At 38.1% G+C, this 15,287-nt stretch carries 12 protein-coding genes; 9 read left to right on the top strand and 3 right to left on the bottom strand.

The annotated features are described in order from the left end of the window. Window positions 1-17: 17 nt before the first annotated feature. Window positions 18-1,358: an arsenic transporter gene (locus tag AB986_RS08930; RefSeq protein WP_048310489.1), complete on the bottom strand. Its 1,341-nt coding sequence runs from the start codon at window positions 1,356-1,358 to the stop codon at window positions 18-20. Window positions 1,359-1,939: 581 nt separating this feature from the next. Between AB986_RS08930 and AB986_RS08925 the strand changes: the two genes are divergently transcribed. The 7 genes from AB986_RS08925 (at window position 1,940) to AB986_RS08895 (ending at window position 11,520) form a co-directional block, all read left to right on the top strand. Further along, window positions 1,940-2,224: a nucleoside/nucleotide kinase family protein gene (locus AB986_RS08925; RefSeq protein ID WP_048310488.1), complete on the top strand. Its 285-nt coding sequence runs from the start codon at window positions 1,940-1,942 to the stop codon at window positions 2,222-2,224. Between the two features lie 56 nt (window positions 2,225-2,280). Further along, window positions 2,281-2,946, top strand: a complete 666-nt coding sequence (locus AB986_RS08920) for a class F sortase (protein WP_053216096.1) — start codon at window positions 2,281-2,283, stop codon at window positions 2,944-2,946. A gap of 378 nt (window positions 2,947-3,324) precedes the next feature. Further along, window positions 3,325-5,283, top strand: coding sequence for an IucA/IucC family protein (locus AB986_RS08915; protein WP_048310487.1), 1,959 nt, complete (start codon window positions 3,325-3,327; stop codon window positions 5,281-5,283). A 4-nt stretch (window positions 5,284-5,287) separates the two neighbouring features. After that, window positions 5,288-7,306, top strand: coding sequence for an IucA/IucC family protein (locus AB986_RS08910; RefSeq protein ID WP_236690332.1), 2,019 nt, complete (start codon window positions 5,288-5,290; stop codon window positions 7,304-7,306). 96 nt (window positions 7,307-7,402) lie between these two features. Next, a complete protein-coding gene (locus AB986_RS08905; protein ID WP_048310486.1) occupies window positions 7,403-8,602 on the top strand; it encodes a type III PLP-dependent enzyme in 1,200 nt (399 codons plus the stop codon). 447 nt (window positions 8,603-9,049) lie between these two features. Continuing rightward, window positions 9,050-10,984: a fructose-1,6-bisphosphatase gene (fbp, locus tag AB986_RS08900; RefSeq protein WP_048310485.1), complete on the top strand. Its 1,935-nt coding sequence runs from the start codon at window positions 9,050-9,052 to the stop codon at window positions 10,982-10,984. A gap of 89 nt (window positions 10,985-11,073) precedes the next feature. Further along, complete coding sequence (locus AB986_RS08895) at window positions 11,074-11,520, top strand: hypothetical protein (RefSeq protein WP_048310484.1); 447 nt, start codon at window positions 11,074-11,076, stop codon at window positions 11,518-11,520. Window positions 11,521-11,627: 107 nt separating this feature from the next. On the opposite strand, the gene AB986_RS08890 is transcribed toward AB986_RS08895, so the two are convergent. Next, the gene (locus AB986_RS08890) at window positions 11,628-12,518 is read right to left on the bottom strand and encodes a fructose bisphosphate aldolase (RefSeq protein WP_048310483.1); all 891 of its coding nucleotides are present in this window, start codon (window positions 12,516-12,518) and stop codon (window positions 11,628-11,630) included. A gap of 344 nt (window positions 12,519-12,862) precedes the next feature. Here AB986_RS08890 and AB986_RS08885 point away from each other — a divergent pair, with 344 nt between their 5' ends. Continuing rightward, the gene (locus AB986_RS08885) at window positions 12,863-13,690 is read left to right on the top strand and encodes an STAS domain-containing protein (protein ID WP_048310482.1); all 828 of its coding nucleotides are present in this window, start codon (window positions 12,863-12,865) and stop codon (window positions 13,688-13,690) included. 211 nt (window positions 13,691-13,901) lie between these two features. Continuing rightward, window positions 13,902-14,417, top strand: coding sequence for a CBO0543 family protein (locus tag AB986_RS08880; RefSeq protein WP_048310481.1), 516 nt, complete (start codon window positions 13,902-13,904; stop codon window positions 14,415-14,417). Between the two features lie 68 nt (window positions 14,418-14,485). Here AB986_RS08880 and AB986_RS08875 read toward each other — a convergent pair whose 3' ends face one another. After that, window positions 14,486-15,046, bottom strand: a complete 561-nt coding sequence (locus AB986_RS08875) for an MEDS domain-containing protein (protein ID WP_048310480.1) — start codon at window positions 15,044-15,046, stop codon at window positions 14,486-14,488. Window positions 15,047-15,287: the final 241 nt, after the last annotated feature.

Below are 15,287 nucleotides of genomic sequence, written 5' to 3'. Positions count from 1 at the left end.
GATGACCACATTTTCTATTAAAAGAATAACCATTCCAACCAGAAATACAATAGTGTCCATGTGACTATAATCGTTGGTGGAATGACGATAAGAGTGACTTTGATATATTGCCACCATGTTACAACAATGCCTTTTTTCTTAAGAATGTGCATCCAGATTAATGTTGCTAATGTTCCCATCGGAAGGATCAGAGAACCAATATCACTACCAACGATGCTTGCCAGGTACATGCTTTCCATAACATTGTGATCAATAGTCATTGCCGTTAAAGATAAAGTACCAATCATTAAGGCAGGGTGGTTATTGAATAAGTTAGAAAAGAAAGTTACCGCTAGTCCATTCATAACACTTGCTTGATAAAGCGAGGCCTCAGCGAAAGGTTCTAAGTATCGGACAACAAGGTCGGTTAATCCAATGTTTGATAGACCGAAGACTAGTACATACATGCTAAATGCGAATAAGAAAATAGACCAAGGTGTTTTCTTTATCATATCGAGTGGACTGACTCGTAAGTAGTACCATCTCCAACCTAATAGAGCTAGTGAGCCAACTACTGCAACAATGGATACTGGGAAGTTAACGTAAGATGCAATGTACAACCCAATACGAACTGTGAAGACAAATAGCAATACTTTTTTCATGAATCTAGCTACTTTCTTAGGATTAAGATCCTCAGCATGATTGCCAAAAATCTTAGCGTGAATCTGGTCTTTTATTTCAAACTTTTTTGTTTCAAAGGTAACTGGTAATTGCTTTCGGAATACGAGGTACAATAAGAGGACCATGAAGAATAGACCAACAGAAGCTGGAACGAGCATCATAGCGGTGTGTCGATATAAGGAGATGTCAATAATATCAAGTGAAATGAGGTTCACAATGTTACTTACCCCAATAGGCGCACTTGATGCAGTGGCAACAAGGGCACCACTTAGTAAATAAGGAATCTTTTCTTTTGTTGTAAACGATAGGTGATTTAAGAGTAAGACTAGTATCGGCGTAGTAATTAGAATACTCCCATCGTTATTAAAGAAAAGCGTCATGAGGAAGCACAGTAGGTTTGTATAGAAAAAGAGTCGGATTCCTGAACCTCTGGAACGATCTACTAGTTGAGATGCACACCAATGAAAGAACCCGAAGCTTTCAAGCACAATTGCCATCACGACTGTGGCGACAATTGTAATACCAGCCCCACTAACCTTTGACGAAATAGTCAGTAGGTCACTATTGGAAACAACGCCTAGAGCAATAATGAACACAGCCCCAAGGGTTGCTGGAATTGCAATGTTTAATCCCCATGGTCGAATGAAGATGAAGAAAAGGGTGGCAATAAACGTAGCAATCGTTATTGTTTCAATCATCTTGTATTTTTCCTTCCTTTCTTAACCCACACATGTAGGCTAATGAATGTATGAGACATTCGTTCACCACTCATTTGTGGAGTGTTACGTTATACTACGTCAATGGACAATCATTGACCTGAGCAAATGCCATGCTAGGTAACAAAAATGGCTCTTGTCCATCAGAGATAGTTACCTAAATAATTTATTTACTAGAGAGAGAAGCTCATATTCTAAACAAAAGTATAGGAGAATGGCTTTATTTATGGGAAAATAATGTCATTAATGTCTGGAGGAAAATATAGACTCACTGTTTTGGTTTATATCACAAGTAGGCGCATGTACTGTTGGGACAACTTATAAAATTTGGGATAGTGTCTTAATTGATAAAACCTAAGTAGTTATTTCTCGTTTTTAAAAAAATTGGTGTATGTTAGGGCATTGAATGAGCCTAGTCATACTAAAGGTTTATAAAAAAATTACACAATTGTTGAATATCCCTTTAGCACATCGAATTAAGATCTTGGGTTTGAGACTTTTGTACTTGGGAATATATCTCATATCAGCAAATATCTGAACGGAACAATAATAAAAGATTTTGTGTGAAGAGAAATAAGAACTTAAGCCTTCCCTATGTAGCAGGTGACTATGAAGAGACTTGGTTTTCTGCTCGTGAAGGATATGCACATATGTTTACACCAGCAAAGCTATTTAGCTCAGCGATCGTAACGCAGTTTCCTGACAAATTTGCAGGTATGCCAGAAATGCCTGAAACAGGAATGGGTGGGATGAGTGACTCAGCTAGCCTAAACTGGTTAATCTGGACTGCACCACTGTTTATTCTTGCTGGCGCTTATGCAGTGAGAAGAAAAGTTTCTGCAGAGTGATAATTAGTGAAGGAGGGGTATTCCCTCCTTTTTTTACATAATAGGGAGGAAGAAAGATGAAAGGGTTACGTACAGTTGCATTTTTGTATATGATTTTTCTTCTAACCACAATTAGTGGTAATACTGTTGTAAAGCCACCAACGCTTGCTTCGGCTAAGGAGAATAGTTTGAAGGTAGAGCAGAATACGGGGAGTCAGGAAGAATCAGCAGAAGAAGCTGATCCTTCTATAGTAGTCCCAGATTATAAACCAGATCAGTCTCCTGTTAAAGGTACTGAAGCACTCACACCTGTTACTATTGAAATTCCATCCATTCATTTGAATGCTCCAATTCAAAATGTTGGTAGAACCAAAGATGGCTCAATGGGCGTTCCAGATGAAATCAATACCGTTGGTTGGTATGGACCCGGATACAAACCTGGAGAAACAGGTAATGCCGTTCTTGCAGGTCATGTTGATGGCAATTCTAAGCCAGGTGCTTTCTACTTTCTGAAAGAGATGAAAAAGGGAGACGTTGTTATCGTTAAGGGAGAAGATGGAGAGAAGCTCGAATTTCAAGTGACAGGGATAGAATCATACACGCCTGAAGATTCTCCACTTCAACGCATATTTGGCTATAGTAGCCAAACGAACTTGAATTTGATTACATGTACAGGAACATTTAACAGAAAGTCAGGTCATTACGAAGAACGGCTTGTGGTTTATACAGAGCTAGTTGAATAGATGGTGTGTGGTATAGGAAAATGAGAGGTCTCCATCATGGAGAACCTCTTTTTTCGTTTTTTACTAGTATCCATTTCGACAACCTTCGAGCTAATTCGGGTGGTGCCTGTCACTCGCACCCCACAACCCGCTCTAACTAACGAATTCATATTCGTTAGTCTTTTTAATGAGTGCATTTTGTTGCTATGTAGTAGACTAAAGAAATGAGAAAATGTCCAGGTGTTGAACTTGCTCATCCAGTAGTTGCACTTTATATGAAGCTATTGCCCGATTTTAAGGATAAGGTTTGACAGTGATAATCGTTTTCAATTAGTATGAATTGAATAGTACTTGATAACCATTTTCAATTACCGTGCGGATAGAAGAGGAGGGTTTCGATTGAAAGCTAACACCAAAGATGAAAACCGTATATACGACTACGCTTCAGAAGTTGTTCCTTACTTACAAGAAGATTTTCCTCATTTTATAGACCCATACAGAAATAATGTGAAGATAGCTGAAAAGGTTGTTCTTCATCAACTTGTTCAGGCGATTATAAGAGAAGAATTAATGGAAATTGAGTGGTTAAATACGAAAGAATCACTTTCGATCGCTACCATTAAACTGAACGAAGAGAATGAACTGATTGAAATCCCAGTTTTAAAGGTATATATATTAAGTCATATCGATATCAACGGTGATATCGTGCATGTGAATAAATCAGGTCACAGAAAAGTGATGTCTAACCCGAGTCAGTTTCTTTCGTTACTAACAGACAATGGTTTCGCTAAGACGTTTGATCATATCGACCAGTTCCATAACGAAATTACCAACAGCACGCATAACTATGCGCTCGCTTTAACAATAGCAGAAGATAGAAAAACGAACGTACAGAAAGAAGCAAAGCAGCTTGAAGTGAATAAGACGATGAATTACGTTCTTGAGAAAAGACGTCAAAACCCATCGTTTAGTCCACTCATTTTCTTTGAGCAATGGGTTATTCAAGGGCATACAATTCATCCATGCTCAAGAACTCGACTTGGACTTTCACCAAGGGATGTAGCGAAGTATGCTCCAGAATGGTCTGGAAATCCGAAAGTTATTCCTGTGGCCGTTCATAAGAAATACTGTCAGATGACGACAGTAGGAAATCGATCGACTACCAACATCATAGTAGAAGAGTATCCAGATGTTTCGAGTCAACTAGAAACGATGATGGCAAGTAAAAAATTGAATCTAAGCGACTATGAACTGATTCCTGTACATCCATGGCAATTTGAAAATACAATCAAGCTACACTATAGGGATGATCTCAACAATAAATGGATTGTTCCTCTTGAAGAGAGCACAATAGAAACAGCGGCACTCGTATCATTCCGATCACTCGCACCGCTCGGAGATCAGACAAAGCATCATATCAAAACGGCTATGAACGTCCAAATGACGAGTGCAATTAGAACAGTATCAGCTGCTTCAACTCGTAATGGGCCTAGAGTATCTTCTGTTCTTAAAAACATCACAGACCATGATTCACTTATCAAAAGTTCGCTAAGTTTTATGAATGAAGAAGCTGGAGTGCATTATGAACCAGTTTCATCAGTGAGTGCAGATGATCGTTATTTTCTTCAGAAGAACTTAGCATCGATTATTCGAGAGAATCCAGAGTCGACTCTAACAAATGAAGAAGTCGCATTGCCTGCGGCTGCTCTTATTAATGCGTCTCCAGTAACCGATCAACTTTTAATAGAAGAATTAATTATAAATTATGCTGTGATTAATCAGTTTGGTTCAATATCAGAAGCAGCTGGCGACTATATCGAGAAATACGCAAATGTGTTATTTCCTGGGGTATTAACGTTAATCACGAAGTATGGAATTAGCATGGAAGTGCACTTGCAAAATTGTGTTTGTGTGTTTCGAGACGGCTTGCCTGAGCGCATGATTGTCAGAGATAATGGTGGGATTCGGATTATGAATGAACGACTGAGTCATTTTGTGAACGTAGGAGAGCTTGATGGGAGCACTAATTTAATGACAGATAATAGCAAAGAGCTACTTGATGTCTTTTTCCATGCGCTCATTCATAATCATATGGGAGAAATTATCGTAGCATTGGCGCGAAAGTTACAGATCAACGAAGCTGAGCTTTGGAAATCCGTCAGAAAAACGGTTGAAAACTTATACGCTTCTTTAACTCATGATCGTTCAATCCCAAGGGACAATCTAAAGGATAAACAACTCATAATGTCACCGAAATCAAGTATGAAGGCGTTAGTTAAAATGAGACTCACAGACAAATTTACAGAGAATGCTTATGTGGATATTGCGAATCCTTTAAGTTTAACGAACGAGGTGTAGCAAAATGGTGATTCAATTCAGAAAAAGTCAATTGAATAATAGAAGTGACAATGATGTTATGTTGGAAGAAGAAGGGATCTGTATGCGTTTTTTGATGAAGCAGCAGGCTTCTGAAGTAAATCGATACATGGCAAATCTCGATAAAGGGCGGAAAGGCATTCTTCATAAATTAGCTTCCTCTATTCTAAGGGAGAACATTAACAACTTTTATGCTAACGCGTTTACTCTTAAGAAAATGGGTTCAGTTTATATTGTGAATCAAGAGAAAGACACTAAAAAGTGGAAAGCATTTTTCAAACACATTCAGGAGTATCCCATACGTGAGGATCTTACATATAAAGTAGTTGAACTCTCTGAAACGTTCATTGTTTTTCCAATTCAGCATGAATTTGCGTTTCAGCGAATTGAGACGACCGATGACATTTTATCTATCAACAGCAGTGGGATTACCTGCATTAAGTTAGCATCAGAGTTATGTGAGCTATTGTTTGGAAAGACCCAAGTAAATTTAGATCATTTTATGGATGAGCTTAACAACGGAACAGCTAATCTAGCACTAGCCTATATGTATGAGGAATTATGGAAAAAAGAGATTCAGAAAGAAGCTAATCATCTTGGTGCTGATTCAACCGGTGACTATCTTCTGAAGAAAAAGAAAGCAGATCCAGGCTTTTCCCAAAGTTTATTCTTAGAACAGCTTGTCCTTGATGGTCATCACCTTCATCCTGGTGCGAAGACAAAAATGGGGTTGAATCCAGAAGATGTTTTTCGGTATTCTCCTGAATTTCATCAGCCATTCAGCGTTCGTTTCGTTGCAGTGAATCGTAAATATGTTTTAACAACTTCCATTGAAACACAACACTTTCTTGAGCCTTACTTTCCAGACCAGTTGGAAGAGTGCATTATGGCGTTACGAAACATAGGAGTAACTCCAGATGCGTATGAAATTATTCCTGTACACGAGTGGCAGTATGTACACGCCATTCCTAGCGTTTATGAGAAAGAGCTCGATGAAGGAACGATAATCATGATCGAAGGTGTTAAATTAGAAGCTGAGGCGACCTCTTCATTTCGAACCGTTCATCCGAAAAATAGCTCATCACCGTCATTAAAGCTTGCGGTTAACAGTCAGATGACTTCCACAATACGTTCGATTTCAACGCAAACGGCTATGAACTCGACTTTGTTTACATCGATGATCAAGACAATTATGGATAGAGAACCTTTGTTAAAGAACTTTATTCCGTTAAACGAAATTGCAGGAGCTGCGTTCAACTCAAACGAGACATTAAAAAGTAGAAATTTAACGATGTTATTGCGTGAAAATATAGAGCAAGAGCTGAAAGAAGATGAATTAGCTGTAGCAGGGCCTGCATTGTATGCACAATCCCCATTAAGTGAGCAAACCATTCTTGCTGAACTTGTTACGACTTATGCGAAAGCGAACAACTTAGCTAAGAACAGCGGTGTTTTTCCCTTTTTCGAAGACTACATTACAACTGTCATTCCAGGCTATCTTACATTGATGGTAAAGTATGGAGTTGCACTAGAAGGCCATCTTCAAAACAGTATTCCAGTGTTTAAAGAGGGAAGGCTTTCCCGCTTCTTTTTCAGAGATTGGGGTGGCGCACGGATTTATCAAGAGCGACTCGATCAGCAAGGCATTGAAGTGACGTTTACCGATGGATCCGTTTCTGTTACTGACCAACAAGCGGATATGCACAATAAACTGTATTATACGGTTTTCCAAAATCACCTTGGTGAGATTGTTCGTCAGCTCGTCCAGTACTCAGGTGTTGAGGAAGATGCGCTTTGGAAGCGAGTTAAACACGTTTGTAACGACACACTACACTCCTTAGCGAATCAAGGAATAGAAGAGAACATCGCAAGTGATCGAGAATTCTTATTCCAGCCGAAGGTGATGCATAAATCACTTACCAAAATGCGATTAACAGATGCAAAAGACTATTGTTATACAGAGGTAGCGAATCCCCTCCATCATATGGATAAGGAATGTGAGTAATTCTAGCATACAATTCGCAGTATTTTGTTTGAACGACAGAGTAGTTGGATTTTACGTTACTTGGAACGATGTTTTAGATAAAGTGGAGGCAACGTCATGGAAACAGTTGAAAAGAAAAGTGCAGTCGAAACATACATTGAACAAAGGAAAAGTAGCGACTCAGAGCCAATCTGTGCCTATGTTTATGATCTTGAACTACTCAAGGAGCATGCAACATCCATTAAAGAAAGCTTGCCATCTTTTTGTCGCTTCTACTATGCCGTTAAAGCAAATCCAGCGCGTGAACTACTTCAAACGCTCGAGCCAATCGTCGATGGCTTCGAGGTAGCTTCCATTGGTGAAATCGGTAAAGTAAGCAACGTAACAAGGAAACCGATGCTCTTTGGAGGACCTGGTAAAAAGGATAGTGAAATTGAAAACGCCATGGACCACAACGTCGAATACTTTAACGTTGAGAGCTTCCATGAGTTGAATAGAATGAATCATATAGCTATCCAAAATAAAGTGACCTTACCTGTTCTTCTACGAGTCAATTTAAGCGAGAATGTTTCAGAAAGCAATATTCGGATGTCTGGTGTTCCAAGTCAGTTCGGAGTAGATGAACGTGATGTGCAAGACCTGATCGAAAAGGCAATGGAGCTCCAGAATATTGATGTAAGAGGCTTTCATTATCACGCCATGTCCAACAATTTAGATGCACATGCCCATGTTCGATTTGTAGAAATGTGTATAGAGAAATCATTAGCTTGGCGAGATGAGTATGAGTTGAATAACCCCATAATCGATATTGGTGGTGGCGTTGGGATTAACTATTGGAATCCTGCTCAACCATTTGACTGGGATACACTTGCCACAGGATTGTCCCAATGCGAGACAGATTATAAGGATGAGGACCTCACACTATTTCTTGAGATTGGTCGCTACGTAACGGCTGAATGTGGGTCGTATGTTGCGGAAGTGTTGGATGTGAAAACGAATCATAGTGAACATTATGCTGTTATCCGAGGTGGATCCCACCACCTTCGTTTCCCAGCAGCATGGAAGATTAGCCAGCCGTTTAGCATTCATCCGATTGACGAGTGGCGCTACCCGTTTGAACGACCAGAAATCACTGATGCAAAAGTTACCGTTGCTGGTGAACTCTGTACCCCGAATGATGTTCTTGTCCGAAAAGAGTACATGAACCGTCTAAGAGCTGGCGATGTTCTCGTTTTTGAATACGCAGGAGCCTATGGATGGACGATTTCCCACCATGATTTTCTTAGCCATCCACATCCTGAACACGTTTATATCTAATCGTATACGTAGCACTTCCTTGATAGAGGTAAGTGTTTTTTTTATAGGCTCTTTTCTCAAAGGTTGTTGCTTTTGAACAAATCTGTATAAAGAACCAAACTTAGCTGATTGGAGCGGAAGTTGCTCGACTCCTGCGGGACTAGCGTGACAGGTGAGACTCCACAGGCGCAATGTTTTTGTGCGCCGAGGAGGCTCACCGCTCGCCCCGCGGAAAGCGAGCATCCTGAAGCGGAAATCACCCCCACTCTTATAGCAACAATGTTTACGAAAACAGCCTTTCTATAAGTTTTCGAAGGTAGCTGAAAGTATACTTGCTTGATCTTCAAATACTTCTATCCAAAAAAATGTGATACGATCATATGGAATAGAAAATTCTTTACCAAATCGATCGATTATGACTATTTTGCTCTAAAATTTTTAATGGACTTTGAAAGGGGTTACATCAGTTTGAATACTAAGTACTTAGATTTACTAGCCCAAAAATATGATAGTGAAGAAAAAGTAGTCACTGAAATAATAAATCTTAAAGCCATTCTTAATCTCCCAAAAGGAACAGAGCATTTTGTGAGCGATTTGCATGGGGAATATCAAGCTTTTCAACATGTGCTAAGGAATGGGTCGGGGAAAGTGAAAGAGAAAATAACAGATCTTTTTGGAGAAGTTTTATCTGAAGAAGAGATAAATGAATTTGCCACATTGGTTTATTATCCTGAAGAAAAAATAACGTTGCTCAAAAATGCTTTTGACAATGAGACAGATTTAAACCATTGGTACACAGAAACAATTGAGCGGATGCTGAAACTCACTTCCTATGCATCTTCCAAATATACGCGCTCGAAATTACGTAAAGCATTGCCTACTCAGTTTGTTTATGTGATCGAAGAGCTACTATACAAAACCGATAATGATCTTAACAATAAAGAACATTATTATAAAAAAATTCTCCAGCAAATTATCTCTCTCGGTCAGGCTGATAAGCTCATCGCAGGTCTTGCTTATACAACACAGAGGTTAGTCGTTGACCATCTTCATGTAGTAGGCGACATCTATGATCGAGGTCCAGAACCAGATAAAATTATGGAGACACTCATCAATTATCACTCTGTTGATATTCAGTGGGGTAATCATGATGTACTATGGATTGGTGCTTTTGCGGGGTCAAAGGTTTGTCTCGCTAACATTATTCGGATCTGTGCGAGATACAACAACTTAGAGATTATAGAAGACGTATACGGAATCAATCTAAGGCCGCTTCTTAATCTTGCGGAGAAATACTATGATGACAATCCGGCTTTTAGACCGAAAGTACAATCAGACGAGAAACAATCGAGTCATGAAGTGTTACAAAGCACCAAAATACATCAAGCCATTGCCATGATTCAATTCAAACTTGAAAGCCCAATTATTAAGAGGCGTTCGTATTTTAATATGTCAGAAAGACTCTTGCTTGAGAAGTTGGATTACGATCGTAACGAAATAACGATTCATGGTAAAACGTATCCACTAGAAAACACCTGCTTTAGTACGATTAATCCTGAACAACCTGATCAGCTCTTAGAGGAAGAAGAAGAAGTGATGGACAAACTGTTATTTTCTGTTCAACATTCTGAGAAACTTGCCCGACATATGAATTTCCTAATGAAAAAAGGCAGTCTTTATTTGAAATACAACGGAAACTTATTAATTCATGGGTGTATTCCTTTAGATGAAAACGGAAAAATGGAAGCAATGACGATTGAAAATAAGTCCTATGCAGGTCGAGAATTACTTGATGTATTTGAGCATTATTTACGTCATGCATTTGCACATCCAGAAGAGACTGACGATCTTGCGACAGATATGGTTTGGTATTTATGGACAGGAGAATATTCATCTCTATTCGGAAAAAGAGAGATGACAACATTTGAAAGATATTTTATTAACGATAAAGAGAGCCACAAAGAGAAGAAAAATCCATATTACCACTTACGTGAATACGAGAATATTTGTCGTAATATTTTAGCTGATTTCGATCTTAATCCGGATCATGGTCATATCATTAATGGCCATACGCCCGTTAAAGAAATTTCCGGAGAAAACCCGATAAAAGCAAGTGGAAAGATGATTGTCATTGATGGAGGGTTCTCTAAGGCGTATCAATCCACCACAGGGATTGCGGGGTACACGCTATTGTTTAACTCCTATGGCATGCAACTAGTTGCTCATAAACAGTTCAACTCCAAAGAAGAAGTTCTGCTAAATGGGGCAGATGTTTTATCTGTCAAAAGATTAGTGGATAAAGAACTAGAGAGAAAGAAAGTACAAGAAACAAATGTTGGGGAGGAATTATTGCGAGAAGTTCATATCCTTAATCGTTTAATGGAGTATCGCTATCTCAATTAATTCTTAATGGGACTAATAGTAACAATTTCCTTTTTTCTAAATAAAATAGCATTGTTAATGGAAGAGTAAAGAGAAAAGGGGTTCACTTGATGGCTAATTTTCTTAGACTCACTCAACTTATTCTTCCTTGGATTTCAATTGTTTTCTATCCTAAACGTTCTTTCACAAGATACTTGCCAGTGGCTATTTTGGCATCGATTCTTGTTGGTGGAATGAGTGCCTTAGCGGTTCCTTATAAATGGTGGAGGGTAGATGGCGGTTTGAAGACGAAGGTATTTAATGATATTACCTTTATCATGGGGCCGTTTTTTATAGGAACATTATGGATATTTCACTTTGCTTTTGGTCATTTAAAACGTTTTATTATAATGAATTTAGTAATCGATGGATTTTTTGCTTTTGTTTTCAGTTATGTATTAGAAAAGGCAAACATTTTTAAGTTAATTAATTTTAAACGTATCCATATCTTTTTAGCATATTTTAGTTTTTCTTTTATCATTTATGGGTTTGAACTACTGATTAACAGAAGGAGGTAAATCATTCTAAGTAGCTCAGTTTTCGGTACGGTAACAATTTAATATATAAACAAAGGGATCTTATCCAAAGGTGGATAAGATCCCTTCTCTTGTTTAACTACATTGAATTACTTTTTATTCACAGAAGCATCGTGAATGCTTTCTACAGCATTCTTCAGAGCTTCGTTGAACTCTTCATCAGATTGATTGGCATTTAGGTCTGCAGAAAGTGCTCTTGAGAAGCTTGCAATGAGGCCATGATTTTCTTTCAATTTCTCATTTGCTTCGTCACGAGAGTAACCGCCAGATAGTGCAACAACGCGTAGAACGCGAGGGTGCTCAATCAATTCTTTATACGCATTCGCTTTCGTTGGAATAGAGAGCTTCAGCATAACATTTTCGTTTTCTGGTAGATCATTCAAGTGCTTCATGATTTCATCACGCAGAATTTCTTCGGACTTTTCTTTTTTCACACTGTAAATGTTCACTTCAGGTTCGATGATTGGCATTAAATCAGAATTCACAATGCGCTTTGCGACTTCGAACTGCTGATCTACTACAGCTTTGATTCCGCTTGTATTTGGCTCATGAATGACAGAGCGCATCTTAGTACCAAAGATCTTTCGCTCGTTTGCACGGCGTAGCGTCTCATCTAAATCAGAGATTGGCTTCATAAGCTGAACACCGTTTTCTTGCTCAGCTAGTCCTTTATCAACTTTCAAGAAAGGAACAATGCCTTTGTCAGCAAGGTAATCGGCTGTGTATTTGCCTTCGATTTCACGATCCATTGTTTGCTCGAATAGGATTGCGCCGAGAATCTGTTCTGCATTAAATGCAGGAGATGTTACGATTCTAGTTCGCATTTGGTGTACACGATCAAACATTTCATCTTCAGTAGAATAAGCATCTTCAGGCACGCCATACTCAGCTAGCGCTTTAGGTGTACTACCACCGCTTTGGTCTAATGCCGCAATGAAACCTTTTCCGTTCTTGATTTTGTCGAATTGACTATTGTTCATGTGATCCACTCCTTTTCGATTCTACTCTTCAAACTAACGTCCACCTATACTGTTCCCAATATTTCTTCATAACTAACATCCGATTAGATAGAACTTATTTTTAGCAAGTAAATAACCCTCTATTTTAATATCGTGAATTCATTAAGAATAGAAGGCGGTACTGTATAGTAATGTTTCTTGCTTTATAACAGGCTCCTTTCGTAGGCATTGTTGCTATTAAAGTAGTGGTTAATTTCCGCTCCAATTAGTTAAGTGTATGTAGTCAAAAAGTCTTTCAAGAGCAACAATTTATAAGTGAAAAGCCTTATAATAAAAGTAATTAACTTATAGAGGAGGAGAGGCAATTGCAAACGACTAAGTATGAAAATTCATCTAAATTCTTAGAATTCTTCGAAGAAAACAGTCAGACCTTTACAGAAACACTATTAAAAGAAGCCGTTAATGTAAAAGATAAAATTGATGAAATACTAAGAGTAGGCAATATCGATCTTGTTACTAATGCTCATACACTCGTAGTTTATATTATCGAAGAGAATGATCGGGATCTTCGCGCTTTTGCAGAACAAGAAGGAATTGCCTGGGCAACACATTCCCTTGCTGTTTCTTTTAAATTAGAGTGGGTACAAGCTATACGTAGAACGCTGTGGGTGTTTTTTCAGAAATATACCGAATTGGAAAGTAATGATACGAATCTTAATTTCTTTGAAATGGAGAAACAAATTAACAACCGAGTAGACAACTTTTTGAATTCCTTCTTCATAAGTTATACGAAATATAAAGATTCTCTTATAAAGGCTCAAAAAGAGCTAGTTGAAAATCTTTCCGTTCCAATTATTCCAATTAATAACTCGGTAAGCATCTTACCTTTAATCGGTACAATTGATGCTCAAAGAACCGAAATCCTTGAGGATAAGGTATTAACCGTAATAAGTGAAATGCGTATCCAAACATTAATAATGGACTTATCAGGTATTGCAGATATAAATCGTGATGATGTTTACCGATTGATTCAAATCATCGATGGCGCCTCACTGATGGGTTGCACAACTGTCATAACCGGGTTAAGAAAGTTAGTTGTAATGAAGGTAACGGAGCTTGGTATTAAGTTAGATAAAGAGATCAGAACTTTAGGTACGTTACAGCAGGCTTTAAGAGAATATTTTATTACTTAACAATGATTTCCTTTGTTTATAGATACTTGGGGTAATAAATAAAGGCGTATCCTAAAATTAGGATACGCCTTTTATGCGATCTAAAAAGAGTTGGTTTATTACGGAGCAGCTAAAGCGTTTATACTGAACTGAAATCATTCCTCTTATAAATACTGAATCCATTTTTTTAGAACATACTACTAGGGACTATTAATGACAGAGGCGATTGTTCATGATTTCAATTATTGTTACGATATTATTCATTTTGGCAGCCTGGCGATATGGAGACTGGAGAAATTGGGAGAAGTACTATCCCACAATGCTTTATATGATCGTAAATGCGGTTCTCTTTAATGTAATTACATATGAATATCCAACATGGGAATGGGAAGATTTCAGCGGTGTTTTCTCCAACCATACGCTTTTAGATATGTGGATTATCTTCACACAGTTTCCTGCAGTAGTTCTACTGTACTTGTCCAACTACCCGAAAACAGTAGGGGGGAAAATAATAAGGCTGTTAGTATGGGTGGGTATTTTTTCTGGATTAGAAGTAAGCGTTCTACTTGTCCATTATATTCATTATCATAACGAATGGTCGTTACTGTGGTCGATCCTATTTAACTTTGTTACGTTTACAATGATTGGATTACATCATCGAAACCCTTTGTTAACATGGGTTCTGTCATTTGCTTTTATTCTGTTTCTCTGTATAATTTTTCAAGTCCCATTGACCAAAATGAGATAGAGTTGTGAGAGTTATAACAATACAAAACCTGCTTATGGTTAATCCATAAGCAGGTTTTGTATTGTCTATCAACTTGATTGATATTGATCGGAATGAATGAAGTTCTCATCCATAAGGACGTATGGGTGGGTTTCCATTAAGATTTTCACCAGATAGTCGGGCATTCTTTCTCCATCGTAAGCGCAAATTAATGGGAATGAGTATTGATTAACAGCTCCGTCTACAATCTTCTCGAAATCTTCTATTAGATGAAGCGGTTCCTCCATACTAGCCCATTCGACATGTGCCCAGGACCGGAAAGAGATGTTTTTCTCGATGTATGGTTGAACCATTTGATTAAAGTAAGCTTCTATTGCAGGTGGGTGATAACTTCCACTTGAGAAATAGAAATCAAAGCTATTTACGCGGTGAACAAACTTCATTTGCTCTTCCGTTAATATACCGTTCAGTTCTTTTTCAATCATACGATAAAGTCGGTCATTTTCAATTAGAATGACATAATCTCCAGCAAGCACGCCTTCTTTTATATAGCTCAATACTTGTTCCATGTACTTTTGCATCCCACGATAGGCATACAACACATGAACGCTCTTCTGATCTACAAACAATTGATTCATTTGGCTGTGCAAGTCATCACCCTTTCTATTTAAATGATACTGTTTATTACACTGACGAAAATGAAGTTAATAATTTCATTCTATACAAATAAGACATTTCCTGCAAAGGGTAGGGCGGGATGTGTGTTCCTTTGTTGGAATTTATGAGTTATCTTCCTTCTATATAAGTGACTTGTTTTCTGTAAGACATAAAGACATTGCAAGAAAAGTATATATAAATAGAAGTAAGGTGATGTATTGGATCTAAAAGAGG

The organism is Guptibacillus hwajinpoensis, from assembly GCF_001039475.1.
Lineage (GTDB): Bacteria > Bacillota > Bacilli > Bacillales > Guptibacillaceae > Guptibacillus > Guptibacillus hwajinpoensis.
Note: the sequence above shows the minus strand (reverse complement) of the source record. Positions and strands in the feature narration are given on the sequence as shown.

What these genes read in the sequence shown, in the direction of transcription:
- AB986_RS08930 (WP_048310489.1), bottom strand. Translation starts at nt 1,358, where the DNA reads ATGATTGAAACAATAACGATTGCTACGTTTATTGCCACCCTTTTCTTC.
- AB986_RS08920 (WP_053216096.1), top strand. Translation starts at nt 2,281, where the DNA reads ATGAAAGGGTTACGTACAGTTGCATTTTTGTATATGATTTTTCTTCTA.
- AB986_RS08910 (WP_236690332.1), top strand. Translation starts at nt 5,288, where the DNA reads ATGGTGATTCAATTCAGAAAAAGTCAATTGAATAATAGAAGTGACAAT.
- AB986_RS08905 (WP_048310486.1), top strand. Translation starts at nt 7,403, where the DNA reads ATGGAAACAGTTGAAAAGAAAAGTGCAGTCGAAACATACATTGAACAA.
- AB986_RS08895 (WP_048310484.1), top strand. Translation starts at nt 11,074, where the DNA reads ATGGCTAATTTTCTTAGACTCACTCAACTTATTCTTCCTTGGATTTCA.
- AB986_RS08890 (WP_048310483.1), bottom strand. Translation starts at nt 12,518, where the DNA reads ATGAACAATAGTCAATTCGACAAAATCAAGAACGGAAAAGGTTTCATT.
- AB986_RS08880 (WP_048310481.1), top strand. Translation starts at nt 13,902, where the DNA reads ATGATTTCAATTATTGTTACGATATTATTCATTTTGGCAGCCTGGCGA.